Consider the following 25,816-nt stretch of genomic DNA (forward strand, 5'->3'; position numbering starts at 1 on the left):
GTATGATCGAGAGTGAGTCATACGATCTGACCAAGACAACAGAATTTATCGATTCATGAACCAATATAAAGATGGCTTCAATATTAGTGGTCGTTTCATGCTGTATTCCCATCCCTAACGGTAATGGTCAACGCCCAGCATATGGCGTTCACATTTTTTAGGTTAACCTGCCTGCGCTGTTCATAGCCCTTTCAGGAAATGTTAGAATCATTCAATGACTAAGGAGAATTAAATTTCCCACTTAGTCTCGTTATCAATCAACGAAGTACAGACCGAATGTTTGTTACCACCCGTTTCGACAATTTCTTTTGAAACTAAATAATATCATAGCCATCTAATTTGACTGTGACACTAACTGGTGGCCCCCATACGTCCATCAGCTTCATAGGTTTGAAGTTCTTGTGTTGTATTACTTAAGAGACAAGCTTCATCATCAGCTTGTGAAAAAACATTCTGTATTTGTGCTGTGCACGGAGAGCATGTTACGCGCAAAAAAAAGAGTAATCACTCGTCAAAATGACGAGTGATTTTTTTTGAGGTTTATGATAGGCAGGTAGGTATAATGATGCTTTTTTCAGTCAGTAAGCGATAAGGAATGTACTGCTTCCAGCCAAGATCTAATACCAACTCATTAAGTTGTTTGATATTAAAAACGCCAAAAACATTAAGCTTGCTTATGGCATTTTGTTGATGAGTTCGAACGGTGGAATAACTCCTATTTAACACTGATGAAATTTCTTTTAGCGTTGAACCATTTACCAACAAATAAACAACTTCCCATTCAGTGTCACTAAGCAAATCTGTCGGTCGGCCCAATAAAACCGTATTGGTTGACTGTCCTTCATTCAAAATGTACTTGCGAATATTATCAGCCATCACTATATAATTGCTTATATCTTCACCGACATATATGGTACCCACGCAGATATTGCTCGAATTAAAGCAAGGGGATTTATGAAACAGTAACGGTTTAATGAGCTGTTCTTTTCCATAAAGATGAACGTCTAGCACTTTGATCGACTGACCGTTTTTGATCACTTGTTGATCTTGCAGATAAAAATCTTCACCGAAATGAGAGAATTGCGTAGGTAAATCACCGTCATTTTTTCCAAGATAGTAATAGCTTTTACTGATATTACAAATTTCAAGGTATCTATCATTGCAATATAAATGACGAGAGCTTAAATCTTTGACTCCGGCTGGGATAGGAAGCCTTGATAAAAATTTAATTAATTGTTCATTAAACACCAAGCCTAGCGAACAAAAAGAATACAACAACGAATTAATACCTATGCGTCCAGTTGATATTGTTAGTTCAATTTGAGCGATATCACATGTATTTCGTTGATTCTTACTAGTGCAAACACTAGGATCGCAATTAGTCATTAGCTAACACTCCACTGTTAGTTACTGATTAGTGGGTAAATTTGGTTATCGCCACTTTTACTCACGATTATTGTTTAAATAGACTGTTCTCCTAACTATTTTCTATTCATTTGTAACACCATTTGTTAATTGTTTCATTTCCATTGTTTACTTACTCTTATTACTACAGATATAAAGAAATATATGATAACCTCCTGAATTAAGAAAATTTCAAGTAAAAATCCCATATTAATATTTAAATGCGTTGATACAGAAAATGGAGCTATCATATACATCTGGTTCACATATGAACCAATGGCCTATATAATAATTCATAGAGGGCAATTTAATGATATATGATTAGCATCAGCATTTTTAGACACTGAGTAAAATCACTATCGAGGTGAACCATGACAAACAAGAAGAAACGTATTATCCATTCTCCCGAGTTCAAAGCAGAAGCTCTGAAGCTTGCAGAAAAAAGTAGGAGTAGCGGCTGCCGCTGAACAACTATCACTCCACGAATCACAAATCTATTGTTGGCGTAAGGCCGCAAGTAAAAATTCAGGTACAAGCCAATGAGAAAAAGAGTTAGTAACCGAAGCTGCTAAGCTCAAAAGGCAATTAGCGGAGCAAGCAAAAGAGCTAGATATCGTAAAACTTAGTGGTGAGAACTGCTCATAAGTTTAAATGCACCACGGACAACAATCATAAATTGTCAATCGCTCCGATCATACTGGAGCAAGACTTCATTGCAACAGCCCCTAATCAGAAGTAGGCTGGAGATATCACTTATATCGCGACCAGTGAGGGCTGGTTGTATTTAGCCGTAATCATTAACCTCCATTTATGACAAGTCGTCGGCTGGTCGATGGCCTTGTTCCGCCGAGGCTTTCCTGAGAACCTCATCGTTCATAGTGACCGTGGTGGCCATTATTGCTCAGAAGACTATCGAGAATTTATAACTACTTATAACCTAAAGCAAAGTATGAGTAGAGAATGGAATTGTTGGGACACTGAGATTGATTATAATAGTACAAGAAGGCACGGTGCTCTTGAGTATCTAAGCCCAGTTAACTTTGAAAATCAAAATGTCGCTTAGCAAAGCGTCCAGTCTGATTGGTACAGATCACCTTAATTTAGAGAATATGCTTGAACAGTTAATATTTTCAAGTATTCAAACGGCACCGATACCTCAACGTCTTCTCAAGTTAGCTGAGGCTCAATGGTAATCAAGTAAAACATTAAGTAACTTTGTGACGAAAGCATATATAAGTGTTGGTTGCTCGTGCCGTTTTGTTGACAATATTATTGAGTACTGGTAGACAGGGTTGTCTATCCGTGTCACTATCGTATCCAGTGATTTGAATGCTAAAGGAGGCTGAATGGGTGAGCACAAGATAGTTTCAGATGCAGAGAAACTGTACGAAAGTCTGCTTATACTTGCATGGGATGTTGAAGCTAGAGATCCATATACTGGCGGGCATTTATGGAGAGTATCTAAATATTCAAACATGCTCTCTTCAAGTTTGGAGTTCGATTCAGTATCGGTTGCACGTATTACACTCGGAGCTTTTTTACATGATTTAGGAAAAATCAATGTTCCAAAGGAAATTTTAAATAAAAAGGAACCGTTGACCAAGGAAGAGTTTGATGTAATAAAGTCGCATCCTATTGCTGGGTATGAGTTAGTTAGCGATCACCCATTAGCACATTTGGTATCTGACTGTATTATTCTTCATCATGAACGCATCGATGGAAAAGGATATCCCTATGGTTTAACCGAAGAACATATTTCTGACGACGCAAGAATAGTTTCTATTTGTGATGCGTTCGATGCAATGACCAGTCAGCGTCCTTATCGATCGCCTATGAAGAAGGAAAAAGCTCTAGATATCATTGAAGCCAATTTAGGAACTCAGTTTGACTTAAAATTTGGCCAGAAGTTTATTGAACTGGGAAGGTCTGGTCAATTCGATGGTATTATTCTTCATACAGACAAGGGGATCCCGTTACACAACTGTCCGATGTGTGGGCCAACAATTGTCAGGTATCGAACCAATGTGGGCGGGGATATATTAACTTGTTCTGTTTGTTCGTCTAAGGCAGTTCTGAAATACTCGGAACAAGGGTATTATGTTGAACCTGTAAGTTCGTTCGTCCTTCCTTTTAATGCTCAGAAAGGCCATGACCGAGAATTGATACAGCAAGTTATTGCTGAAACCATTGAAAAACTTCCAGAAAAAATGCTTCGCTTTTCAATAAATTAGGCACCACTAAGGTGTGGTGGTCTTTCCTGGCGCACTTAGCATATTAATCCAGTTGAACTACAAGAGTAACTTTGCAACACAACCCTTATTTCAGTTGGTAACGATAGAATGCCAGCTTGAAAAGATCACTCAACAGCAATGAGGTGATTAGTGACGATCACCTCACTTGTTTGCCAATTATCGGTTGGTGTGCTTTGGGAATTTAAATGGTCAAGCCTGATAACAACCAGCAGCCACGAAGTGTCTGTCCAGATGAATTGATGGCGACGTAACTTCTTGCGTAATACCGGCGCATATTCAATGAACCAACGATTAATGGTCGAGCGATTAACCGAAATCCCGCGTTCTGCTAACATGCCGCTGAGGTCCGCGTAGCTCATTGGGGGCGAACTATACTAACGAAGGCATCAGGAGCAAAGTGTTTCCATTTAAATTCGTGGTTGGTCATTGAGTCGCTAAATTTGGTGGGGAAGAAAAGGAATTCTGAGCCTCGGCTGAATTTTTTGCAACATGGATACCTCGCTTAACCATGATCTCTTTGATTTCACGATAACTCAGCTTATAAGCAAGGTAGTAACGAACAGTCAGGAGAATAATTTCTGAAGGAAAGTGTCGGGCAGAAAAATGGATGGTCATGCGATTACATTGAGTGGAAAGCTTCGGTGATCATAACTCATAGAGTGACTTTGCAACAAAGTCTCAAAAATTTAGTCACCCTTAGAGGTGTTAATTACTGCCTTGTTTTACAATAACCGTTTTAATTTTGTGGTTGTTTTGTGGTGGTTGTTGTGTGATGTTGATAGTGTCTTGTTGCGGGATGTATCTAACTTTTAGTTGTATTTATTCGAGCAGCTTGTTCACTTTGTCGTCATGGACGACTTTTGTTGTTTCAAGCTTTTAAGCTATTACACCCATTTCAAGTGGATTAGCTTAAATGAAAGCGCTTTCTGTTTTTTGTGTTAAACTAGTTTCGTAAAGTCAATTTGATTTCCATAGCCATCATAACTAACAAGTCAAACCTCCTTGTTTTAGTGGTTTTCGATCAAGCCGTTTTCTTGCGGCTTTTTTTTCGTCACAACATCACGTCTGTTTGTTGCGGATTTAACGTACAGACAGTGCAAGAGTAATGTTAGAGCAATATTGGATTCTGTCGTAAGCTGGAGCAGTGATCGTTCGTGAACGGAACTGGAAAAGATTTGCGTAAGCATCACGTAAAGTTTCTATAAACTATTCAATACAAGCGAAAACCCATGTATATGAGATTCTAGCCCTATTTACTTGACAAACCGATCACTTTGCGAACATTAGAGGGCAGTTTCACTTCATCTAAGGTATAGTTTGCGAGGGTTGAACGAGATATAACCTTCCCTCCTGTCGGTAGTGAGTTATCACATAATCTTAAGTGTTTTTAAATGATTACCTTCCACGTCAATATCTAGTTAACAACCCAACCACTTGAAATATGCTTGACCAATCAAGTACATTTTTAAACAAAAAAATGAACTCAAGCTTGAGTCCACACGGTATAAGCTTTACCGAGTTTACGATTATGCATAAGTTGTATACATCTTACGGAGGAACATTATGACTCTATTGGTCTTTCAGCTTCAGGAGTAACTAGGCTATTGGCACCAATGATGAAGAATAACATAGTACCCTAAAACAGGCTAACGTTAGGGACGCTAACAATCCATACCACGGCAGGTTCGCCATTGATATCATCAGGTAGACGCTGAATTCTACCTTTAAACCGTTCTTGGCAAGAAGGCTCTTGCCTTGTAGGAGTATCTGGCATTAACCCAGGTCCCAATTCATACATGAACTTTGGGGTTTCCTAGTTTCAACTGTTTTTTGAAGGACATTGCGGTACTTCTCACGGGGGAGGTCATCTGAAAACAAGTCGAAAAAGCTTATTCCAATCAGCTTTTCGTTTACGTATTCAATGTTGGTATCCGTACCCTCATACATTTTCAGAAAAACGATCTCGGCAGATATAACAAAGATTCAGTCTGGAAGCGTTCCTAACATTGCCTCTAAGTAAAGTTACCTATTGCATTTTACTGCATTACATCATCTCTTTATTTCAGAAGTCAGTATAGCAACTAAACCGTAACGATCGTTCAGTTTTCAAGTGTTATTAAATTCCGCTTCTAGTATTAGCGCTTGGTCAATACAACAACAGCGTGATAGTTTAATGCAAAAACCATTTGAACGATCGTTACGGTTGTGATTGAATGAGTGTTCAAGATAAAGGAGAGTGTTATGCTAAAGTTTTATTTCCACCAAACGCCAAACCCCATGAAAATCGCACTGTTCCTAGAAGAAACAGGTCTTGACTTCCAACTGGTACCAGTTGACACATTAAAGGGTGATCAGCACACCCCTGAATACCGTCTGATTAACCCAAACGGTAAAACTCCTGCGATTGAAGATGACGGCCAGCGTGTATTCGATTCAAACGCTATCCTACTTTACCTATCAGAAAAGACTGGCAAGCTAGGTGGTCAACCTGAAGACCGTGCAGAGCTTCTATCATGGCTTATGTTCATCGCAACAGGTCTAGGCCCTTACTCTGGTCAGTCTGTTCACTTCCGTCACGCCGCACCAGAAGGTCTGGATTACGCTGTTAACCGTTACCTACGTGAAGCACTGCGTCACTACGAAGTGCTAGAAAAGCATATGGAAGGTCGCGAGTTCATCGTGGGCAATGAGTTTACGCTTGTTGACATAGCAGCTTGGGGCTGGATTGACAAAGCAACTGTTGTTCTTGGCGAAGAAGGTTTAAAACCATATCCAAACCTAAGCCGTTGGTTTGAAGCGGTTAACAGCCGTCCAGCAGCAATTTGTGCTCGTGACATCGCAAAAGATGTTGAATTTAAGAATGATTTTGATGAAAAAGCACGCCGTGCATTCTTCCCATCAAACTACCCAAAAACGTAATTGTAAACGAATAGAACAAAGCAAGCTCATGCAAGCTTGCTTATTTGAAGGAATAAAGAGATGACTAACGAATATCAACCACCAAAAGTTTGGACTCACGATAGTGAAAACGGCGGAGAATGGGTAAAGATCAACCGCCCAGTTTCAGGTACGACTCACGATGTCGAGTTACCAGTAGGTAAGTATTCACTGCAACTTTACTCAATTTCGACACCAAATGCTCAGAAGGCAACGATCATGCTAGAAGAGGCATTGGCGGCAGGTAAGACGCAGAATACGATACGCGCCTAATTAAGATTAGAGAAGGTGATCAGTTCTCGTCAGGTTTTGTTGATGTTAACCCTAACTCAAAGATCCCTGCATTGGTTGATAACTCAACTGAAACACCAACTAATGTGTTTCAGTTAGCGTCTATACTTGACAGAAAAATTTGATGCATTCTTACCAAAAGATGCTCAAGCGAAAGTTAAGGTGATGAATTGGTTATTTTTGCTTCACGGCTTTGCGCCATACCTAGGTGATGTTTTTGGTTACTTCTGCGTTTGTCAATATCCCCACCCAAAGTTAAACCACGCGCATTGAAATAATTTGCTTGTATTTCAATAGCTTAAACCCAGGTAAGCACTATACAAAATAATAGAGTGATATTTTGTATAGTTAAGGTTCAGTCACTCGACTCGCTAAAACTGCTAAATGAGAAGGGAAAATTAGATGAGCGAAAACAAATACGTACCACCTAAAATCTGGAAGAATGAACCAAGTTCAGGCAATCAATGGGCGGACATTAACCGTCCAGAAGCAGGTGCAAGATTTAATAAAGACTTACCTGTTGGTGAGCATCCTTTCCAACTATACTCACTAGGCACACCCAACGGTCAGAAAGTCACTATCCTTTTTGAAGAACTCCTAGCACTAGGTATTAAAGAAGCAGAATATGACGCTCATCTTATCAAGATTGGTGAGTCAGATCAGTTTTCTTCAGGGTTCGTTGGTGTAAATCCAAACTCAAAAATCCCTGCATTAGTCGATCAATTGGGTGATGAACCTATCAATGTTTTTGAGTCAGCTTCGATACTGGTTCATCTTGCTGAGAAGTTTGGTAAGTTCTTACCTGAAAGTGGCATTGCGAGAACTCAAATTTTTAACTGGCTATTCTGGGCGCAAGGCTCAGCACCTTTCCTTGGTGGTGGGTTTGGTCATTTCTATGCTTATGCTGATGAGAAGCAAGAATACCCTATTAACCGATTTGCAATGGAAGCCAAACGTCAACTAGACGTTTTGGACAAGCAATTAGCTCAAAATAGCTTTATAGCTGGTAATGAGTACACCATTGCTGATATGGCTATTTGGCCTTGGTACGGCAATTTGGTACTAGGTAAGTTATACGATGCTGCTGAGTTCTTGCAGGTGCATACCTACGAAAATGTTGTACGTTGGGCTAAACAAATTGAGTCTCGTGAAGCGGTTCAGCGTGGTCGTATCGTTAACCGCCCATTTGGGGAAGAGTGGGAACAAGTGTTGGAAAGACATAGTGCTGAAGATATAGACAAGATCTTAGCTTTAATGCCTGTCAAATAATATAAAATAAAACACCTAGCCCATATTTCTTAGCTAGGTGTTTTATATCATAAATAAAGAAAACTAGCGCTAATTGCGTAGTGTGTTACTTAAAGGGACCACTCACGAAGATGTTATCGATAAACTTCTCTACGACATCCAGCTCTTCAGTTGCACGAGCAAAGGTTCGCAGACCGATAATCTGAACCTGAACAAATCGTGCGAGTTCAACAGGGTCTTTATCTGTACTGATTTCGCCATCTTCAATAGCAGTGGTTAGAATGATAGTAAATGTCTTTTCAATGCCACCAAGAAGACGTTTTGCTGTTTCTAGCAGATCTGGATTGTCTTCTTCAGTCAATTCAGCGACAGCCTTCACAACCATACACATGCCGCTAGGCGCAGTATCTCGACCATCTAAGATTATTTTACGAATGAAGCCTTTCAAGCCATCTATCTTAGTTGGTGCTTCTGCTAAACTAGCTTCTAGCAATAGATCACTGTCTTGCCCGTAGCGCTCAATCGCTTCTTTGAACAGGTTGTCCTTACTGCCGAATGTCGCATAAATGCTTCCAGGGCGCATATCAAGCGCATCCTGAAGTGCTCGCATAGATGTACCATGATATCCCTTAGCCCAATAGAGATCCTTCGCTTTGATGATCACATTTTCACGATCAAATTGTGCTCTTTTACTCATGGCTATACCTAGTTGGCCAGGGTCTGAATGCGTGGATTATAGCGAATTAATTAACACTCGTTCAAGATTAGTCGAGCTTAGTCACGAGTTCAGACAAAATCTGTTTGTAGGTTTCTACTGGGTGAGCGCCAGTGACGGCAGATTCACGGTTAAATACAACAGTTGGAACGCCACTTACACCATGTTGCTGCCATACAACCTCTTGCATGCGAACGTCTTCTTTTCGTTCTGGTTTGTCCAACCATGACATACCCTCTTCTGCATCCAAACCAACCGCAACAAGCTCATTTCTTAATACGTTATGATCGGAAATGTTTTTCTGCTCACTGAAGAACGCTTTAAATAAGCGCATTTTCAGTTCGGTTTGTTTGCCCATCTGTTTTGCATAATCCAAAAGCACGTGTACTTCTAGTGTATTTACCATGCGCATATCATCGAAGTAGTTAAATTTGAAACCGTGTTCAGCACCTGCTTGTGCGATGTGAATACGAGCTTGAACGCTGTCTTCAGGTGTAGAGCCGTATTTTCTTTTTACATGATCTTGCAGGTTTTCACCTTTTACTGGCATATCTGGGTTTAGCTCAAATGGAAGCCATTGGATGTCAATTTTATCTTCAATATCAAGTTCTTTTATCGCTGCTTGTAGATTGTTATAACCAATGATGCACCAAGGGCATACCACATCAGAGATGATTTCTAGTTTTAATATATTTCTCATGTCACGTTACCTAATATATTAGTTTAACTTCTTGAACAAGTGTTCATGTTGTATGTATATTGTCACTGTTAGATGCAAAAGGAAAGTGTAAATGTGACCTAAATATCATTTGTTTTTTCTCTAATTAATCTTACATTTATCTGATTACCACTAATGCTCAGCTATCATAAACTACATTTAGATTAGGTGGATAATGAGGATATGAGCATGGCTAAAAATCAGGTTCAATTCCAAAAAGGCATTTCTATTCATCGCTTTATTGAAGAGTATGGAACTGAAGAACAATGCCAAAAACGCTTGTTTAATATGCGCTGGCCATCGTGTTATCGCTGCCCTAACTGTCATCATGAAAAATATTGTCAGCTAAAGTCACGCGCCTTATATCAATGTAACCAGTGTCATCATCAAGCTTCATTGATATCAGGCACTCTTTTTGCCCATTCTAAATTACCTTTAACTATCTGGTTTCTAGCTATTTATCTAATCACACAAGAAAAGAATGGCATCTCTGCTCTTGAGCTTTCAAGGCAGCTCGGTGTCTCATACAACACGGCTTGGCGAGTGAAACAAAAGCAAAGAGCGTGATGATGAAACACCTTTGGATGGTTATGTACAACTAGACGATGTTTACTGGGGCGGTGTCCACCGTGGTGTTCGAGGACGCGGTGCTAAGGGAAAGCGTCCTTTTGTTGCAGCTGTCTCGATGAATAAAGAAGGTCATCCAATAAGAATGCGTTTCAGCGCAGTTAAAGGCTTTAAAAAAGAAGAACTTACTCGTTGGGCAAAAGCTCATTTATGCCCTAAATCACTGGTTATATCTGATGGCCTTGCTTGTTTTCGTGGTGTTGAGGATGCAGAACGTTTTCACCATTCAATAGTGACCGGCGGGGGTGCTGATTGTGTAGAGTTGCCGTATTTTAAATGGGTTAACACAATGATCGGTAATGTAAAAAACGCAATGCATGGAACATATCATTCAATCAACAAAAAGCACCTGCCGCGCTATCTGGCAGAGTTCTGTTTTAAGTTTAATAGGCGGTTTAATTTAGAGAAGATGCTTGAACAGTTAATATTTTCAAGTATTCAAACGGCACCGATGCCTCAACGTCTTCTCAAGTTAGCTGAGGCTCGATGGTAATCAGGTACATTTATGAATGATTGGCTCTCAAGGTTGTCTATTTTTGAATTAAAACAACTGGACTATGATGAATACACCTGATCTGAACGAATGTTTAGATAACTTGAACGGTCGTTATATTTTGTGTAGAGTTATCTGGTTTTCAATGGGTTTTAAAACCTAAGTCATGCTCGACATCAATAACGGACTGTCCAGCCAATACAATTAGCGAGTCGCATTTTGACTACATTTACACAAAAACTTCAAAAGGTCGCACAACGTCCTGAACTATTTAAATCCTTTGGTCGTGGTGTTGAGCGTGAAACGCTTCGTTACCTTCAAGACGGTCAACTTGCCCTTACACCACATCCTCGTGAGCTAGGTTCTGCACTTACCAACAAATGGATTACTACTGACTTTTCAGAATCACTGCTTGAGTTTATTACACCTGTATCCCACAGCATCCATCAGTTAATGGGGGAGCTGGAAGATATTTATCATTTTACTCAAACAAAGATTGGCAATGAGAAGCTATGGCCGCTATCAATGCCGTGCTACGTGGAAAACGAAGAAGACATTCCACTAGCGCAGTATGGGACATCGAATGCAGGCAAGATGAAAACCCTTTATCGAGAGGGTTTAAAACATCGCTACGGCAGTAAGATGCAGATTATTTCTGGTGTTCATTTTAATTTTTCTTTTCCAGAAAGTTTTTGGGATCAGCTATTTGGCGAGCAAAACGAGCAACATCGACAATCCGCAAAATCAGATGCTTATTTTGCCTTGATTCGAAACTACTACCGATGTGGTTGGATGATTCCCTATTTCTTTGGTGCTTCGCCTGCACTTAGTAAATCCTTTCTTAAAGGTAAGCAAGCCTCTTTAGCATTTGAGGAACTCGGTGACACTCTGTTTTTGCCTGATGCCACCTCATTGAGGCTTAGTGATCTCGGATATACCAACAGTGAACAAAGCGCTCTAAAAATAGGGTTTAACAGTATTGATGAGTATTTAGACGGTTTAAACGAAGCTATCCACACTCCGTCTGCAAAGTTTGCTCAAATTGGCATCAAAGAGAATGACGAATATCGTCAATTGAATAGCAATGTGCTTCAAATTGAAAACGAGCTTTATGCACCGATCAGACCTAAGCGTGTTGCTAGATCTGGGGAGAAGCCTTCAGAGGTACTAGCCAATGGGGGCGTTGAGTACATTGAGGTTCGCTCTTTAGATGTAAACCCATACAGCCCAGTGGGGATCAGTGAAGATCAGATCCGCTTTCTGGATCTTTTTCTAACTTGGTGCGTACTTTCTGAATCTAAACCAATGAGTCACTGTGAACAATCTTGTTGCCATGAGAACTGGAATAAGGTGGTACTGCAAGGACGTAAACCTAACTTAGCGCTTCAGATTGGGTGCCGCGGGGAGGTATTAAATCTCCAAAGTTGGGCGAAGCAAGTATTTGTTGAGCTGACACAAATTGCTAAAGTCATGGACGGTGCAAACCAGGAAGGTGAATACCTGACTTTGTGCCACAAACTCTCTTCGTGGATTGATAACCCAGAGCAAACTATTTCGGGTCAGTTGATGACTGACATTCAGCGTTTAGGTGGTTTGGAAAGAGTTGGAAGTGAGCTTGGTGAGCAATACCAACAAGTTCACCTTAATCATCAGTACCGCATCTATAACGAAGATTTGATGGGTCGAGAGGTCGTTCGTTCGATAGCGGCGCAAGTACAATCAGAATCTGAAGATAACCAAAGCTTCGAAGCATTTTTAGCACATTACTTTGCCTACTTAAGGGATTGAGGCATCGCATTAATTGGAACGAAATGACTCGCCTAAAGGTAGGCGTGTCCGATTTAGACAGTATAAATCTGTATAACTGAATGTATTTGGAGAAAGTCATGACAACTCATTTTGACTATATCTGTATCGGTGGTGGTAGCGGTGGTATTGCATCGACAAACCGAGCGGCAATGTATGGCGCTAAAGTTGCGCTAATTGAAGCCAAAGACCTCGGTGGTACTTGCGTTAACGTTGGGTGTGTACCTAAAAAGATCATGTGGCACGGCGCACAAGTTGCGGAAGCAATGAACTTGTATGCTGAAGACTATGGCTTTGATGTGGATGTGAAAGGCTTTGACTGGGGAAAACTGGTAGAAAGCCGTCAAGCTTATATTGAGCGTATCCATCAGTCTTACAACCGTGTTCTTGATACAAATAAAGTTCACGTTATTAAAGGCTTCGCTAAATTTGTTGATGAGAAAACTGTTGAAGTTAATGGTCAACTCTACACTGCTGATCATATTTTGATTGCAGTTGGCGGTCGTCCTACCATTCCTAATATTCCAGGTGCTGAACACGGCATTGATTCAAATGGTTTCTTTAACCTAGAGGCGCAACCTAAGCGAGTAGCAATTGTTGGTGCTGGGTATATTGCAGTAGAAATTGCAGGCGTGCTAAGTGCGCTTGGGACAGATACCCATTTGTTTGTTCGTAAAGAGTCACCATTGCGTAGCTTTGATCCAATGATCGTTGATACGTTAGTAGAGGTAATGCAATCAGAAGGTCCAACTCTACATACATACTCAACACCAAAAGAGGTGGTAAAAGAGGCGGATGGCAGCCTGACACTTCATTTAGAAAATGGTGAGAGCCAAAATGTTGATCAACTGATTTGGGCAATAGGTCGTCACCCTGCAACCGATGCGATTAATCTTGATGTAACGGGTGTAGAAATTAACGAGCGTGCCTACATTAAGGTTGACGAATGCCAAGAGACGAATGTGCCTGGCATATACTGTGTTGGTGACATTATGGAAGGAGGCATTGAGCTAACCCCAGTTGCGGTTAAAGCTGGTCGCCAATTGTCAGAGCGCTTATTTAACAACAAGCCAAATGCCAAGATGGACTATGAACTTGTCCCGACAGTGGTATTTAGCCATCCTCCAATAGGTACAATTGGTTTAACGGAGCCGCAAGCAGAAGAGAAATACGGCAAAAATAATATAAAAGTGTACACCTCAAGCTTTACTGCTATGTACACCGCAGTAACTAAACACCGCCAACCATGTCGTATGAAGTTAGTTTGTGCTGGCGAAGAAGAAAAGGTCGTTGGCTTACATGGTATTGGTTACACCGTTGATGAAATAATCCAAGGTTTCGGTGTTGCCATGAAGATGGGGGCAACAAAAGCCGACTTCGATTCAGTGGTAGCGATTCACCCAACAGGGTCTGAAGAGTGGGTCACAATGAGAGGTTAAGCAGCGCCAAAACTCTCTAAGAGTCTGAAAACAGTCTACAGTGTTTGTAGGCTGTTATTTTATATTTTGCGGCAACCAAATTATTTCGAACAAATGTTCAAAATAATTCTTAAACGATCGTTATAGCTTGTATGTAGCTTTGGGTGTTCGAGTTTAATCTGCTCCAGCCAGACTGGATACTTCATTAAGCGACATTTTGGGCTCCGTTGCAAAGTTTGAGAATTCAGGCACGCTAGGCATAAATACCTAAATGGAATTAGTCGCATGTCGGATTTCAAAGGCCGCCATTTCACTACCGACATCATTCTTTGGCTGTGCGCTGGTACTGCAAATACGGTATCTGCTACCGAGAGTTAGCCGAAATGTTGTTAGAGCGAGGTGTCACCGTCAACCACACTACCTTATATCGATGGGTTCAGCGTTATGCGCCAGAAATAGAAAGACGGTTACGCTGGTGCTGGAAACCCGGATGGAGCACCAGTTGGCTGGTTGACGAGACTTATGGTATGCCCGGAGTTCAGGGCTAGCATGGAAGCTTAAATGAACCACGAGTCTATCTGAAATACACAAGCGCGGTAGCAGGAGCTAATTTGTGTTTGTGGCTATGTCTGGTTGTGCAGGCATATAAGTCTGAGCGGCAGTGACTTACCGTATGCTGGTAAGGTGATGTAACCCGCTGACAACGGAAAGTGAGGCGAATTTGTTAAGCCAAGATGCTTTTCAAGACTAAGTATTGGACGGATAAAGAACATGAACCGATTAACTCGTATCTATGGGCTGAATCGTCGCCACTGCCTACACGAATTAACAGGCGGTATAATGCTGTATCTCACAGTTTATAAAGAGATACCGACTTGTTGAGGAAAATGTAAGTGCTCAATAACGGTTAAACGTAATACCACAATTCTACGTTTAGGCATTATCACCTTACCGAACGATAAGGTTAAAGACTGCGATCGGTATCCACCCAATATGTTTGAGTTCAGATAGGTAAACCGGGGCCTATTTGGATGTTAAGGGGCATGACCGACAAACAGGTTGGCGGAGCGCTTGTAGTAGTCTGAGACGGGGAAAGCCCATTACATGGCGAAGGGGCGCAGCTTAACCGATTTATGTGAGCAGATCACCTGACCTTAATGAGGTGAAGACCTCTGATAATCAGCGAAATGCAACATGAATTAACAATATGGACTTCGATGTCTAGTTACACTGATATTGCGATGGCCGTTGGCCACGGTTAAGTGGAGAGCCGTATGTGCTGAAAGGGTGCGCCGTGGTACGCACTAAATAAATAGCCAACTAAGTTGGCCGGAGGTCAGAGGAAATGTCTCCGAGGTGAACAACTTACCCGAATTCGAAAGAATGAAGGGACAAGAGCATGTTTGTAAAGCGGGGAATAACAGAAAGTGTGTATGTTGTGGCCCTGCAACGCCTGAATGATATGGTTAAAGCTAAACTGCCTGAACCCTAATAGCCAGTGGTGGTGCGCACACTCTTCGGTAGCACACTTGTACGCCGAAGTTATCAACAGTCATCAGTTCACCTTACGCTGGTGATACCCTCTGGTTGATAAACGATGAATAATGAATTCATTTAAGGCTATGAGTGGGGAACCTAAGTCATTCTAGAGACGTTTATTGGTGACGGAACACGGGATTGCCTAACGGGCGAGAGCCCTATGGTGACGGAGTTTCAATAGTAGTCGAGGGAGTAACGCCCCTCCGGGGAGAACAGGAAAGCTGTTTACAGGGCAAAGTGGAACAGGTAATTGGATAAAGAGGCATTATGAGGTACGCGTGATGCGAAGCGCCGAAGTAATACTAGATATCATACATAAGCGTGGCCAACAGGCCTTACCGTTACAGAAGGTATATCGGCTACTGTATAATCGGGACTTTTACCTAAAAGCCTATGGCAAAATCTATCGAAATGATGGTGCCATGACTTCGGGTAGTACGGAAGAAACAGTAGACGGAATGTCTCTAGAGAAAATCGATTGTATTATTGATACTCTGAGGCAAGAACGATATAGATGGACACCTGTTAGAAGAGTCTATATTCCAAAGAAGAATGGAAAATCTAGGCCGTTAGGTTTACCAAGTTGGTCGGATAAATTACTTCAAGAAGTTATTCGATCAATTTTGGAAGCGTACTACGAGCCACAGTTTTCTGATTGTTCACATGGTTTTCGCCCAAGGCGTGGCTGTCATACTGCATTACGACGTGTTATGCAGAAAGGCAGAGGAACAAAATGGTTTATCGAGGGAGACATTAGCGCCTGCTATGATTCAATAGATCATGCCATATTATTGAATATTCTGCGTGAAAAGATTCACGATAATCGTTTAATTCGTCTAATCGAAAATCTGTTGGAAGCGGGGTATTTGGAGAATTGGAAGTTCAACGCCACATTCAGCGGTGTACCGCAAGGATCACTGGTTGGGCCGATACTTTCAAATATCATTCTCGGAAAACTGGACCAATATATCGAAGACCAAATCGTACCGGCATATACCTGTGGGCAACGAAGAAAAACAAACCCAAAATATCGCGCCATCACTCTGGCGGCATCCAAAGCTCGAAAAAATGGTGATAGGGATCTGGCAAAAACACTGAACCAACAGGCTCAGAAATTGCCGTCTAAAGATCCAAATGATCCAGACTATCGACGCCTTTGGTATGTCCGATACGCGGATGACTGGTTGTTGGGACTAAGTGGTCCCAAATCCGAATCAATGGAAATCAAGCAAAAAATTGCTCACTATTTAGAGCATGATCTGAAATTTCAGCTTAGTGACGAGAAAACCTTAATCACTCATGCGCGCAATGAAAGAGCAAAATTTTTAGGTTATGAGATCCACATCCTACATGCTGACGAAAAACATGACCACAGAGGTCAACGCAACATCAACGGTAGTGTAGGTCTTCGGGTGCCAAAAACAGTAGTTAAAAACCAAAGTGCCAAATACCGGCGCAGAGGTAATGCGATTCACTTAACTCAACGGGTCAATGATCATCCGTACAGTATTGTTAGACAGTATCAAGCAGAGTATTGCGGGATAGTGCAATACTATCAGATGGCATACAACCTCCACACTATGGGTTACTTAAAGAGGAATGCAGAGTTGTCACTCGTGAAGACTCTGGCAAAGAAGTACAAAACAACTTGCCCTAAAATTTACAAGAAGTACGGCACAACGCTGGAAACTGAAAATGGAACTTTCAAGGCATTAGAAGTTGTTGTTCCTCGCCCAGATAAACCACCATTAAAGGCGCACTTTGGTGCGGTCTCTTTAAAGTGGAATAGATGGGCATCGTTAAATGACTCTGTAATAGTGAATATATGGAACCAGAGAAGTGAAGTGGTTGAGCGCTTATTAGCTCAAAAATGTGAACTCTGTGAATCCACAGATCGCGTTGAAGTACACCATATACGCAAACTGGCTGACTTGGAGAAAAAGGGCTGCAAAGTTCGTCCCGAATGGATGAAAATAATGGCAGCGCGTCGGCGTAAAACATTAGTCGTTTGTGAAAGCTGCCACCAAAACATTCATACGGGTAGATATGATGGGAAAGCTCTAATGTAATCAATTACTGGAGAGCCTCGTGACACGGAAATCGGTCACGCGGGGTTCGGTGGGGGGCAATTGGAAAAGTGTCGTTGGTAACTCGCTGGTTGCCTACCCTACTGCACGTGCGGTTCGGTGAGGAGAGGTAGAGAAATAGGGCTATGTCGCAAAGTTATGCTGAAGTACAAGTGCACAGATCTTCAGACGCAATTAGGCTGCCAGCGCGTAAAATTCATCCCAAACAGACAAGCCTTCAGGGTTGTCGAGCTGTCCATTTTTAATCATCGACCAAAGTTCAACGCCAGCTAATGTCGCCTCCGCGCCTTCGTTGGATTCCATCCCAGTGCTTGGCTCATCTTTCCTTTCACTCCCGTCAATGAAGCAAATCGAATAAAGCTTTGCTGAATGTACTCGTACATGCATTCAATATTTACGTGTCTACGTCCATTTTTCTCCGCAGCCTCCCCCCACCGTAAATGTGCCCCCAAACGGATCGACAATGAGATCATTTGACCTGGTAAAGAACCGCACAAGCACATCTACGAGTCGGAAGGGCATTTTTGCACCATGGACAGGTGTGTAGCGACAATAAAGCTTGCCCGTAAGAGAGCAAATTAGACAATAAAGTTTACCCGTAGTGAGCTGGATTAGCTATCAAGCACCAACCTGACTCGCCTTTGGACAAAGACGTGTTGAACGAAGCCGCTACGCGGCAGAATCAATGGCCGCTAAAAAAAACTTACTCTTCAGTAACACCGCTACTCCAACGGTGATTAACTGGAGAGTACATTATGACCCATTCCGAAAGACAACGATTTAATGACTTATACCAGCAACATCACACAGCTAAAACTACAGGGCAAACGCCCGAAGACTATCGCTGCCTATTCACTGGCTGTCCGGCGCATCACCGAGTACTTTGATCGCTGCCCCGACAAATTGACTATTGACGATTTAAGACGCTACTTCAGCCAACTCATCGGTACTGTCTCCTGGAGTACTATCAAACCACCTAAAGTCATACGGCTACCTAACATCATATCCCCAGAGCAAGTCGCCAGTGTGATTAACCACACGCGTGAACCACGCTATCGGGTTTTATTCCTGACCATTTACACCATGGGACTCAGGATTAATGAAGCGCTCAATATCACCATTTCAGATATTGATAGCCATACGATGCAAGTTCATATCCGTCATGCAAAGGGAGGTAAAGGTCGACTGGTGCCGCTACCAACACGAACTCTTCATGCACTTCGCCGTTATTGGTGCACCCACCGGCACCCGACACTCATCTTCCCCAGCAAAGGGAAGTGCTGCGATAACGTCATGAATGACATGGCCCCCAGAAAGCTTTAAAGCAAGTCCTCCTAGAGTGTGGGATTTATAAGAGAATCACCCCACATTCGCTGCGATATTGTTTTGCCACCCACCTGCTTGAGCAGGGGCTTGATCTCCGCTCCCTGCAAATCTTGCTTGGACATAGTGGCCTGAATACCACAGCCCGCTATACACAAATGACCCAGCTTAAAGTGAACGATGCCAGGCAGGCCCTCAACCAGTTGGCTGACAGGCTCCATCTGGACTGGGAGCTGACACTATGAGCACCTTCATTGAGCTACTCCGCCAATACCGCCATGAGCTCGAAGTGCAATACGGCAGTCGCTTTAATAATGATATCCGTCGGGCTATCACCGCCATGCTGCAGTGCAAAACAGAGAAGCGAGGACTCTCCCAGTGGTATTGTTTACACTGCCGTCATCATGACAGGCTGGCCTTATCCTGCGGCAACCGGCACTGTCCTCAATGCCAGTACCGCACTACATCCGACTGGCTAGACAGGCAACAGCAGAAACTCCTGCCCGTTCAATATTACATGGTGATGTTCACCCTTAGCGCAAAGGGGAACTGGGGTTTACCATGGTTCTCCATACCCATAGCCGGCAACGGAACCTTCATCCTCATCTCCATGTTATCGTTGCAGGAGGACAATACGACTCAAAAAGATATCAATGGCATAAAGGGAAGAAGCGTTACCTGTTCAATGCCTTCGCGCTGGCTAAGGTCTGGCGGGCCAGGTTGTTGGAAGTGATCAATCAAGATACACAAATGGCGCTGCCTCGGAACTTACCTGAAAAGTGGGTGGTTGACTGCCGGTGTGTCGGGTACGGTCTCCATGCGCTTCAGTACCTGTCCCGTTATCTCTACCGTGGCGTCCTACCAGACAAGGACATCATCTGAATCAGCGATAGTGATGTCACCTTCCTTTACCTTGACGGTCGAACCAATGAAAGAAAGACACGGACACTGCCGATACTGAAGTTCCTGTGGCTTATCCTGCAACATGTCCTCCCTAAAGGCATGCAGCGAGTGAGAGACTATGGCTTCCTGAGAGGAAACGCCAGGCAACTGCGCATCCAGATCCAGTTACTCTTTTTATCTGGGCTATATCTCACCCCGTCAATGGGGAAAACTGTGAAACGAAAAACAGTGCGGCCGTGCCCTTGCTGCCAACACGATATGGCTTGCGTGGGGATCAGCCGACCGAGTTAGCCGAAAGGCAGGCATAATAAGGATAATGGCCTCAATCTGAAACCTAGGAGGTGTACCAAAATATGCTTTAAAAGTCATTACGTTACGGTGGAGTGATGCTGCTTTGAATCACGCCATGACTCTGTTCGTCCTTAAAAAAAGGTTAACCCCGTCCTCACCCAACAATCAAAACTGGAATTTACTATAAAGAAGTTGCTCGGGCTTGTTCAACTCTGAATAAAGCTGTCGGCTGCGCGACAGCTATTCTTATCTGTTAGTGACTCTTCTAATTTAGCTATCCTTGAATAACTTTTCGTCACCCAAAACGTCAAAGGCCACCATTGTCAGAGGTGGCCGATTTGCGCGGAACTGGACATTAGTTTGCACAAGGGGATTGCTTTGCGAAGTTTGCTTTATGCATTATTTGTTGAAGAAAATGCAAAACTGAAAATCGGAGACCATTTCTTGTATCTTCTGCCCCCTATTTCTAGCCAGTGCTTAGTCGTTAAACCAAGCAACAAGATGATCTATTAAGGCTCTAATTCTTGCCGTTAAATGTCGGTTCTCAGGATATACGGCGTATAACCCCATTGGGGCAACCTCCATCTCTTCGAAAAGCAACTCTAGCTCACCTGATTTGACATGGGTTTCGACGGCGTAATACGGTCCAATTCCAATACCTAAACCACCACGTGACATATTGGTAATTGCCCTTGGCGAGTCTGCATTAAAAGTCCCGGATACTGGGTAAGAAACAATTTGACCATTGAGATTAAAATGCCAGTTTTTCGAATCAGTGGAGCTACGGAAAAGCAGGCAGTTATGACCGATAAGTTCTTCAGGATGAGAAGGCCGACCATTGACACTTAAATAGTCTGGGGATGCAAAAAATACCACCCGCATATCTTTTAATTTTCGTGCCATTAAATTCGAATCTTGCAGCTTACCAAACCTTATTGCAATATCGACGCCCTCTTCCACTACCGCAATATGGCTGTCTGACAAGTGGAGCTCAACTTTTACTTCGGGATGCTGCTTTTGGTAGCTTAGCAGCGGTTCTATCAACTCTTTGCTTCCAAAACCCGTTGATGCTGTTAACCGGATAGTCCCGGAAAGCTCTTTTTGGCGGTCTTGTACCAGATCTTCGAGTTCATCAAATTGCTCTAGCATAGGTAGACAGCGCTCATAGTAAGCGCGTCCTGTTTCGGTTAATGTCACGCTGCGTGTAGTTCGATAAAAAAGTTGTGCATCCAATCTCGCTTCAAGTTGCCGGACATACTTGCTTGCTAGCTTCGTACTCAGGCCAGATTGCTTTGCCCCTTGAGTAAAGGATTTTTGACGCGCCACATTAACAAAAACACGCATCGCTTCAATAGTGTCCATAAAACTCTCTTTTCCCTGCTGACCTCAGAATTACAATTATCTACAAAATGTACATTATCATTGTGTATATGGGTAGATTACAACCCATTAAATGCTTTATATACTTCTAACATACACAATCAAACCAGTCAGTTTAGGAGTCTACAATGTCACATGGTATTCGAATCCACAGTTTTCCATTATCAGGCCACGCACACCGTGTGGAACTATTTGCAAGTATTGCCAATATTAAACACGAAATTGTTCATGTTGACCTTCCATCAGGAGAGCACAAAAAAGAACCATTCCTAACGTTAAACCCTTTAGGACAAGTTCCGGTCATTGAAGACAGTGACATTGTCATCAGCGATTCAAATGCCATCCTTGTTTACTTAGCGCGTCGATATGCTCAAGACTTTCTTCCTTCGGATCCTGTGTTAGAAGCTGAAGTGCAAAAGTACTTAACACTGGCTGCTGGTGAAATAGCTTTTGGTCCCGCTGCAGCTCGTCTGATCACAGTTTTTAACGCTCCATTAGATGCTCAGTATTGCCAGGTTGTTGCTGAAAAGGCACTTACCAAACTCGATACTCTAATGGCAAACAAAGACTTCTTGGTTGGTGGCCGACCAACCATTGCGGATATTGCCGTCTACTCATATGTGGCTCACGCCCCCGAAGGCAACGTTTCGCTAGACAAGTACCCGAATGTACTACGCCTGCTAAGCAACATTGAGAATCTTGATGGTTTCAAAGCGATGCCTCGTACCGCTGTTGGGCTCTATGCCTAACAGAGTCATCTCGTATTAGAACCGTTAAGAGAGACAACAATGTATAAGCAGTTACAAGAGTTGAAAAGTGACACCTCTCCCTTTCATATGGGAGAGGAACGCTGCAGTCTCGAGTAGGTAAGCGAGAAGCTATCGAGAATTTTGCTAGTCAGGCTATTCACCCTTACATGCCAGAACAGCACCGCCCATTTTTTAATTAATTACCATTCATGGTTGATACCTATTCAGCTATAAAAAATGGCTCTTAGCGGTAGAAAGCTTTGATGTTTTTAAAGCTATGAAGCATACAAATTAGACAACGACAAAAACAAGGGGACACTATGTCTGTTTTATCTTATCATCCGGGGGAGTTAGTTGCCCAAGACAAAGCGGGGACAAGAGGCGCAGCCGCTGAACTCGCTGTCGGCAAGCGTGGTGCCCTTAGCTTTTCTTCTAGTCATGATGCGTTTTTGGCAGCTCAATCATTTGCCGCGTTAGCAAGTGTTGATTTAAGGAGTCAATCTGTGTGGGTGACCCCTTTGTTTGGCAAAGCTGGTGATCTCACGGCTATTTCAGAACACGAAATTGCAGTCTCCACAAGTTGCATCCCAAATTCTGAAATACTTGAATTTATTGAGCCTGGCACGCCTCTCTCACTGTTAGGTATAGATTTAAATAAAAGAATAAGACATCGCATTAACGGCACTTCTCTGACTTCAATGAATCGAGAGAGTCGTGGGTTGAGTTTACAAGTTGAGGAATATAGCCCCAACTGCCCTAAATACATTAACCGCAGACAAATTATTCATGCATCAAATACATCACCTGCGTTAAATAAAGGTGCAAAAGCGGAAATCCGCACTCAGTTAACTCCTGGTGATCAAGCATTTGTTCGAAAAATGGATACTTTGTGGATTGGTAGTTACGCACCTAGTGTGGGTACTGATTGCAATCATAGAGGTGGACAACCAGGTTTTATTCGGGTCATATCACCATCCATAATAGAGTGGCCGGAGTATCGTGGTAATGGCATGTTTTTTACCTCGGGCAATTTGGAATCCTGTGATAGAGCTGGGGTTACTCTGGTAGATTTTGAATCAGGTAGTATGATTCAAATGACAGGTCGAGCAACTGTAGATTGGGCACACGATGGCAGTTATGAAGGCGCTTCAAGGAAAATAGTATTTCAGATAACAAGTCTTATCCGAACAGACAATGTTACCAACCATCGTTGGCAACGCTTAGATTACTCTCCCTATAATCCGGTAGTGGCTGGTGCAGAAATCTTAGACTCTGAAAGTGACTATCCGCAAGTGGCAACATTGGCAAAAATTGTGGACGAGAGCGAGCATGTTAAGACTTTCCGCTTTGTGATACCGCGGTGTATTGCTTTTCTTCCTGGGCAATACGCTACTTTTGAATTTGCTGATCTTCCCGATGGTGAATCTCGAGAGGTACGTACTTGGACCCTATCGGAAACACCTAACAGTATTAATGGCGACAATACATTAGATATTACAGTGAAACGTGTCCCAAATGGGTTGGTAACAAATTGGCTGCATGACCATGCGGAAATAGGTATGCAAGCTAGCTTGCTGGGTATTCAAGGCGAAATGACTGCGGTGCGGTTGGACATAGAAACACAAAAACCGACTGTTCCTAAACATTTGCTTTTACTGAGTGCTGGTATTGGTATTACTCCTAATCTTGCGATGGTTCGTGGTATTGGCGCATTTTCATTACAAGCTCAAACCGACATCACCATGATCCATATAGAAAGACATGAAAAGCACCTCATTAGTCAATCAGAATTATTACGCCGAGCAAGAAATTACCCTAATTTCAATTACACAAATATCATTAGTGGCCTAGAGGGGCGGTTAACAAAAGAAACATTGAAAAGAATGGTTCCTAATGCGGCTAGCCAGGAGGCCTATATATGCGGGCCAACTCAATTTATGAGGGATATGACTGAGTATTTAGTTTCAATAGGTGTCCCAGCTGGACAAATTTATACTGAAAGTTTTGAGTTTTAGTTTAGTTACTAAAGGTTTATTCACCTCAATAATTTGCACCTGAGGAAACTTTCAAAACACCGAGTTGAGCTTTGACAACACGAGTCCGGGCTTACAACCTTAACATTTACTTCACTGCTCCAGAAGCGCCTGCATAAATATTCAAATTCAATGTTAGAGTCCAAATATTAGAATCAAACGGTTTTGGGAGTTTTCTTGCACAGCCCCTCAACCGTCAGCCATGAGGAAAAGGGTTCTTTTCCGCTTAGTTGAGCTTGATATTTGGATAAAAAGTAGAGTGAGTATCAGGAACAGATGTTTGCCTAATCTTCAGTTTGAAGTATTCCGTATCTCTCACTACACGAGCTCTTCGTCTGAGTAAACCAATAGAGACATTTCCTGCTTCAACTCGAGCGTTGGTTAACTTGTATTTTGCGTAGTTACAGACACCAACTTTTCTATCTAGCAGCGCGTCGGCGAAATTACATAAGGAAAGAATTCGGGTTGATTTGGCAAGGCGACACCAAGCTTCCAGTGCGTTAACCATTGTCTCGTAGCATGGCTCATCCCATATCGCTTGTAGCTGCTCTTTCAGCATATAAATGATGCAGAGAGTCTTATTACTTTCGAGCAAGTCATCGAGCTTGTCTGACTGTTTCTCATCCAACTTATGGGCATTTTTGAGCAGGAGAAATAGTGTTCCCTTGAGCATTCTTTTTTCTTCGTGAGAACCATTTCTAAAGGCTTTGGCTCTTTCTTTTTTTGATTAACAGACAGTAGTTTTGCATCACATGGAAACGGTCGAAAACGATATCTGCATTAGGGAACATTATCCTTACTGCCGCTTGATAAGGCAGCCCCATATCCATTGAAACCACCTTGATTCCTTCTCTTGTGGCTGCTGATAACTGCTCGAAAAATGAAATGAGAACCTCCGCTCTTCTGCCGTGCTCAACCCAAATTAAATGGCCAGAAACCAGGTCATAAACAACCGTCATATAGTCATGCCTTTTAGCTCGAGCGACTTCATCAACACCTATATGGATTAGGTCGGTAAGCTTGCTTGGTTCTAGCGCTGGTAAGGTCGAAAGCAGGAATTCTCTATCAATATTTTTAACGGTCTCCCAGCGAATACCTAAATGTTGAGAGACCGCATGAATGCTCATATATCGGCATAGCCCACTTATGAATTTGCAAAAACGAGCGGTATAACGACCACCTTTAGCAACATAATCCGTCGCTTCAATCAGTCTTCGGCCTTCTTTGTCTCTTGTCTGAGCTAATTCAACTTCCACACTACAACGGCGACCACTAACAGGGAGATCATGCAGACGTCTTCGGACGTAATGATCGACGGTGCACGATTCTCCAGTTCTTGATTCCTTAACTTTAAACCGCCTGTCTCGACGGCACTGAATTAAAACAGACCGGGTGCTTTCTTCTATAGAAAAAGCCTGTACACATTGGCCTTTGAAGCTAAACAGGGTGGAAGATAATGATGACAAGGTATATTACTGGCTCACAAGACAAAGAATCATTGTAAATCAATATCTTAATTATAGTTGGTCTATATATGCCGACTCATGCAAGCGGAGAAGAGCCGGAAAAGTACTGCGATTCCAGTGGCACGATCTGCCACTG

The 25,816-nt window shown here is 42.5% G+C and carries 13 protein-coding genes and 10 pseudogenes; 14 read left to right on the top strand and 9 right to left on the bottom strand.

From position 1 onward, the window contains the following. Window positions 1-540: 540 nt before the first annotated feature. The gene (locus tag AC51G0_RS30585; RefSeq protein ID WP_496304277.1) at window positions 541-1,386 is read right to left on the bottom strand and encodes a LuxR C-terminal-related transcriptional regulator; all 846 of its coding nucleotides are present in this window, start codon (window positions 1,384-1,386) and stop codon (window positions 541-543) included. A 389-nt stretch (window positions 1,387-1,775) separates the two neighbouring features. Here AC51G0_RS30585 and AC51G0_RS30590 point away from each other — a divergent pair. After that, window positions 1,776-2,467 (top strand): annotated as a pseudogene (locus AC51G0_RS30590) (transposase). Between the two features lie 283 nt (window positions 2,468-2,750). After that, on the top strand, window positions 2,751-3,635 hold the full coding sequence (locus AC51G0_RS30595) for an HD-GYP domain-containing protein (protein WP_496304278.1): 885 nt from the start codon (window positions 2,751-2,753) through the stop codon (window positions 3,633-3,635). 227 nt (window positions 3,636-3,862) lie between these two features. Here AC51G0_RS30595 and AC51G0_RS30600 read toward each other — a convergent pair. Together AC51G0_RS30600 and AC51G0_RS30605 are read right to left on the bottom strand one after the other, a co-directional pair. Next, a pseudogene (locus AC51G0_RS30600) lies at window positions 3,863-4,083 on the bottom strand (IS6 family transposase); the annotation flags it as partial. A gap of 62 nt (window positions 4,084-4,145) precedes the next feature. Then, window positions 4,146-4,271: pseudogene (locus tag AC51G0_RS30605) on the bottom strand (IS6 family transposase); the annotation flags it as partial. A 1,626-nt stretch (window positions 4,272-5,897) separates the two neighbouring features. On the opposite strand from AC51G0_RS30605, the gene AC51G0_RS30610 reads away from it, so the two are divergent. The 3 genes and pseudogenes from AC51G0_RS30610 to yghU all read left to right on the top strand — a co-directional run bounded on the left by AC51G0_RS30610 (window position 5,898) and on the right by yghU (window position 8,153). Further along, on the top strand, window positions 5,898-6,575 hold the full coding sequence (locus AC51G0_RS30610; RefSeq protein WP_496304279.1) for a glutathione S-transferase family protein: 678 nt from the start codon (window positions 5,898-5,900) through the stop codon (window positions 6,573-6,575). A 60-nt stretch (window positions 6,576-6,635) separates the two neighbouring features. Beyond that, a pseudogene (locus AC51G0_RS30615) lies at window positions 6,636-7,112 on the top strand (glutathione S-transferase family protein); the annotation flags it as partial. 174 nt (window positions 7,113-7,286) lie between these two features. Beyond that, window positions 7,287-8,153 carry a glutathione-dependent disulfide-bond oxidoreductase gene (gene yghU / locus AC51G0_RS30620; RefSeq protein ID WP_496304280.1) on the top strand — a complete coding sequence of 289 codons (867 nt, stop codon included), beginning with the start codon at window positions 7,287-7,289 and terminating at the stop codon, window positions 8,151-8,153. Between the two features lie 85 nt (window positions 8,154-8,238). On the opposite strand, the gene AC51G0_RS30625 is transcribed toward yghU, so the two are convergent. After that, window positions 8,239-8,829: a TetR/AcrR family transcriptional regulator gene (locus AC51G0_RS30625; protein ID WP_496304281.1), complete on the bottom strand. Its 591-nt coding sequence runs from the start codon at window positions 8,827-8,829 to the stop codon at window positions 8,239-8,241. A 67-nt stretch (window positions 8,830-8,896) separates the two neighbouring features. Beyond that, entirely contained in the window at window positions 8,897-9,547 is a 651-nt protein-coding gene (locus tag AC51G0_RS30630) for a DsbA family oxidoreductase (protein ID WP_496304283.1), read from the bottom strand. 207 nt (window positions 9,548-9,754) lie between these two features. Between AC51G0_RS30630 and AC51G0_RS30635 the strand changes: the two are divergent. From AC51G0_RS30635 to AC51G0_RS30655, 5 genes and pseudogenes are all read left to right on the top strand, one after another. Further along, window positions 9,755-10,685 (top strand): annotated as a pseudogene (locus tag AC51G0_RS30635) (IS1595 family transposase). Between the two features lie 219 nt (window positions 10,686-10,904). Further along, window positions 10,905-12,473 (top strand): glutamate--cysteine ligase, encoded by a 1,569-nt coding sequence (gshA, locus tag AC51G0_RS30640; RefSeq protein ID WP_496304284.1) that lies wholly within the window; start codon window positions 10,905-10,907, stop codon window positions 12,471-12,473. A 98-nt stretch (window positions 12,474-12,571) separates the two neighbouring features. Continuing rightward, on the top strand, window positions 12,572-13,930 hold the full coding sequence (gene gorA, locus AC51G0_RS30645) for a glutathione-disulfide reductase (protein WP_496304285.1): 1,359 nt from the start codon (window positions 12,572-12,574) through the stop codon (window positions 13,928-13,930). A 264-nt stretch (window positions 13,931-14,194) separates the two neighbouring features. Then, window positions 14,195-14,433, top strand: a pseudogene (locus AC51G0_RS30650) (IS6 family transposase); the annotation flags it as partial. A gap of 1,296 nt (window positions 14,434-15,729) precedes the next feature. Beyond that, a complete protein-coding gene (locus tag AC51G0_RS30655) occupies window positions 15,730-17,517 on the top strand; it encodes a reverse transcriptase/maturase family protein (protein WP_496302168.1) in 1,788 nt (595 codons plus the stop codon). Window positions 17,518-17,709: 192 nt separating this feature from the next. On the opposite strand, the pseudogene AC51G0_RS30660 reads toward AC51G0_RS30655, so the two are convergent. Both AC51G0_RS30660 and AC51G0_RS30665 read right to left on the bottom strand, forming a co-directional pair. Then, window positions 17,710-17,867 (bottom strand): annotated as a pseudogene (locus AC51G0_RS30660) (IS6 family transposase); the annotation flags it as partial. 70 nt (window positions 17,868-17,937) lie between these two features. Then, window positions 17,938-18,147 (bottom strand): DNA methyltransferase, encoded by a 210-nt coding sequence (locus tag AC51G0_RS30665; RefSeq protein WP_496304453.1) that lies wholly within the window; start codon window positions 18,145-18,147, stop codon window positions 17,938-17,940. 143 nt (window positions 18,148-18,290) lie between these two features. On the opposite strand from AC51G0_RS30665, the pseudogene AC51G0_RS30670 reads away from it, so the two are divergent. After that, window positions 18,291-19,103: pseudogene (locus tag AC51G0_RS30670) on the top strand (tyrosine-type recombinase/integrase). After that, window positions 19,100-20,052: pseudogene (locus AC51G0_RS30675) on the top strand (IS91 family transposase). Before AC51G0_RS30670 ends, AC51G0_RS30675 begins: the two co-directional pseudogenes overlap by 4 nt. Before the next feature lie 477 nt (window positions 20,053-20,529). Here AC51G0_RS30675 and AC51G0_RS30680 read toward each other — a convergent pair. After that, entirely contained in the window at window positions 20,530-21,414 is an 885-nt protein-coding gene (locus AC51G0_RS30680) for a LysR family transcriptional regulator (protein ID WP_496304286.1), read from the bottom strand. A gap of 146 nt (window positions 21,415-21,560) precedes the next feature. On the opposite strand from AC51G0_RS30680, the gene AC51G0_RS30685 reads away from it, so the two are divergent. Together AC51G0_RS30685 and AC51G0_RS30690 are read left to right on the top strand one after the other, a co-directional pair. Continuing rightward, window positions 21,561-22,181 (top strand): glutathione S-transferase family protein, encoded by a 621-nt coding sequence (locus AC51G0_RS30685; protein ID WP_496304287.1) that lies wholly within the window; start codon window positions 21,561-21,563, stop codon window positions 22,179-22,181. 320 nt (window positions 22,182-22,501) lie between these two features. Continuing rightward, window positions 22,502-24,196 carry an FAD-binding oxidoreductase gene (locus AC51G0_RS30690; RefSeq protein WP_496304288.1) on the top strand — a complete coding sequence of 565 codons (1,695 nt, stop codon included), beginning with the start codon at window positions 22,502-22,504 and terminating at the stop codon, window positions 24,194-24,196. Between the two features lie 244 nt (window positions 24,197-24,440). Here the strand turns inward: AC51G0_RS30690 and AC51G0_RS30695 are convergent. After that, window positions 24,441-25,680 (bottom strand): annotated as a pseudogene (locus tag AC51G0_RS30695) (ISL3 family transposase). Window positions 25,681-25,816: the final 136 nt, after the last annotated feature.

Source organism: Photobacterium sp. HL06, assembly GCF_059552575.1.

Excerpts from the sequence above, each read along its gene's own strand:
- AC51G0_RS30585 (WP_496304277.1), bottom strand. The coding sequence starts at position 1,386 with ATGACTAATTGCGATCCTAGTGTTTGCACTAGTAAGAATCAACGAAAT.
- AC51G0_RS30595 (WP_496304278.1), top strand. The coding sequence starts at position 2,751 with ATGGGTGAGCACAAGATAGTTTCAGATGCAGAGAAACTGTACGAAAGT.
- AC51G0_RS30610 (WP_496304279.1), top strand. The coding sequence starts at position 5,898 with ATGCTAAAGTTTTATTTCCACCAAACGCCAAACCCCATGAAAATCGCA.
- yghU (WP_496304280.1), top strand. The coding sequence starts at position 7,287 with ATGAGCGAAAACAAATACGTACCACCTAAAATCTGGAAGAATGAACCA.
- AC51G0_RS30625 (WP_496304281.1), bottom strand. The coding sequence starts at position 8,829 with ATGAGTAAAAGAGCACAATTTGATCGTGAAAATGTGATCATCAAAGCG.
- AC51G0_RS30630 (WP_496304283.1), bottom strand. The coding sequence starts at position 9,547 with ATGAGAAATATATTAAAACTAGAAATCATCTCTGATGTGGTATGCCCT.
- gorA (WP_496304285.1), top strand. The coding sequence starts at position 12,572 with ATGACAACTCATTTTGACTATATCTGTATCGGTGGTGGTAGCGGTGGT.
- AC51G0_RS30655 (WP_496302168.1), top strand. The coding sequence starts at position 15,730 with ATGCGAAGCGCCGAAGTAATACTAGATATCATACATAAGCGTGGCCAA.
- AC51G0_RS30680 (WP_496304286.1), bottom strand. The coding sequence starts at position 21,414 with ATGGACACTATTGAAGCGATGCGTGTTTTTGTTAATGTGGCGCGTCAA.
- AC51G0_RS30685 (WP_496304287.1), top strand. The coding sequence starts at position 21,561 with ATGTCACATGGTATTCGAATCCACAGTTTTCCATTATCAGGCCACGCA.
- AC51G0_RS30690 (WP_496304288.1), top strand. The coding sequence starts at position 22,502 with ATGTCTGTTTTATCTTATCATCCGGGGGAGTTAGTTGCCCAAGACAAA.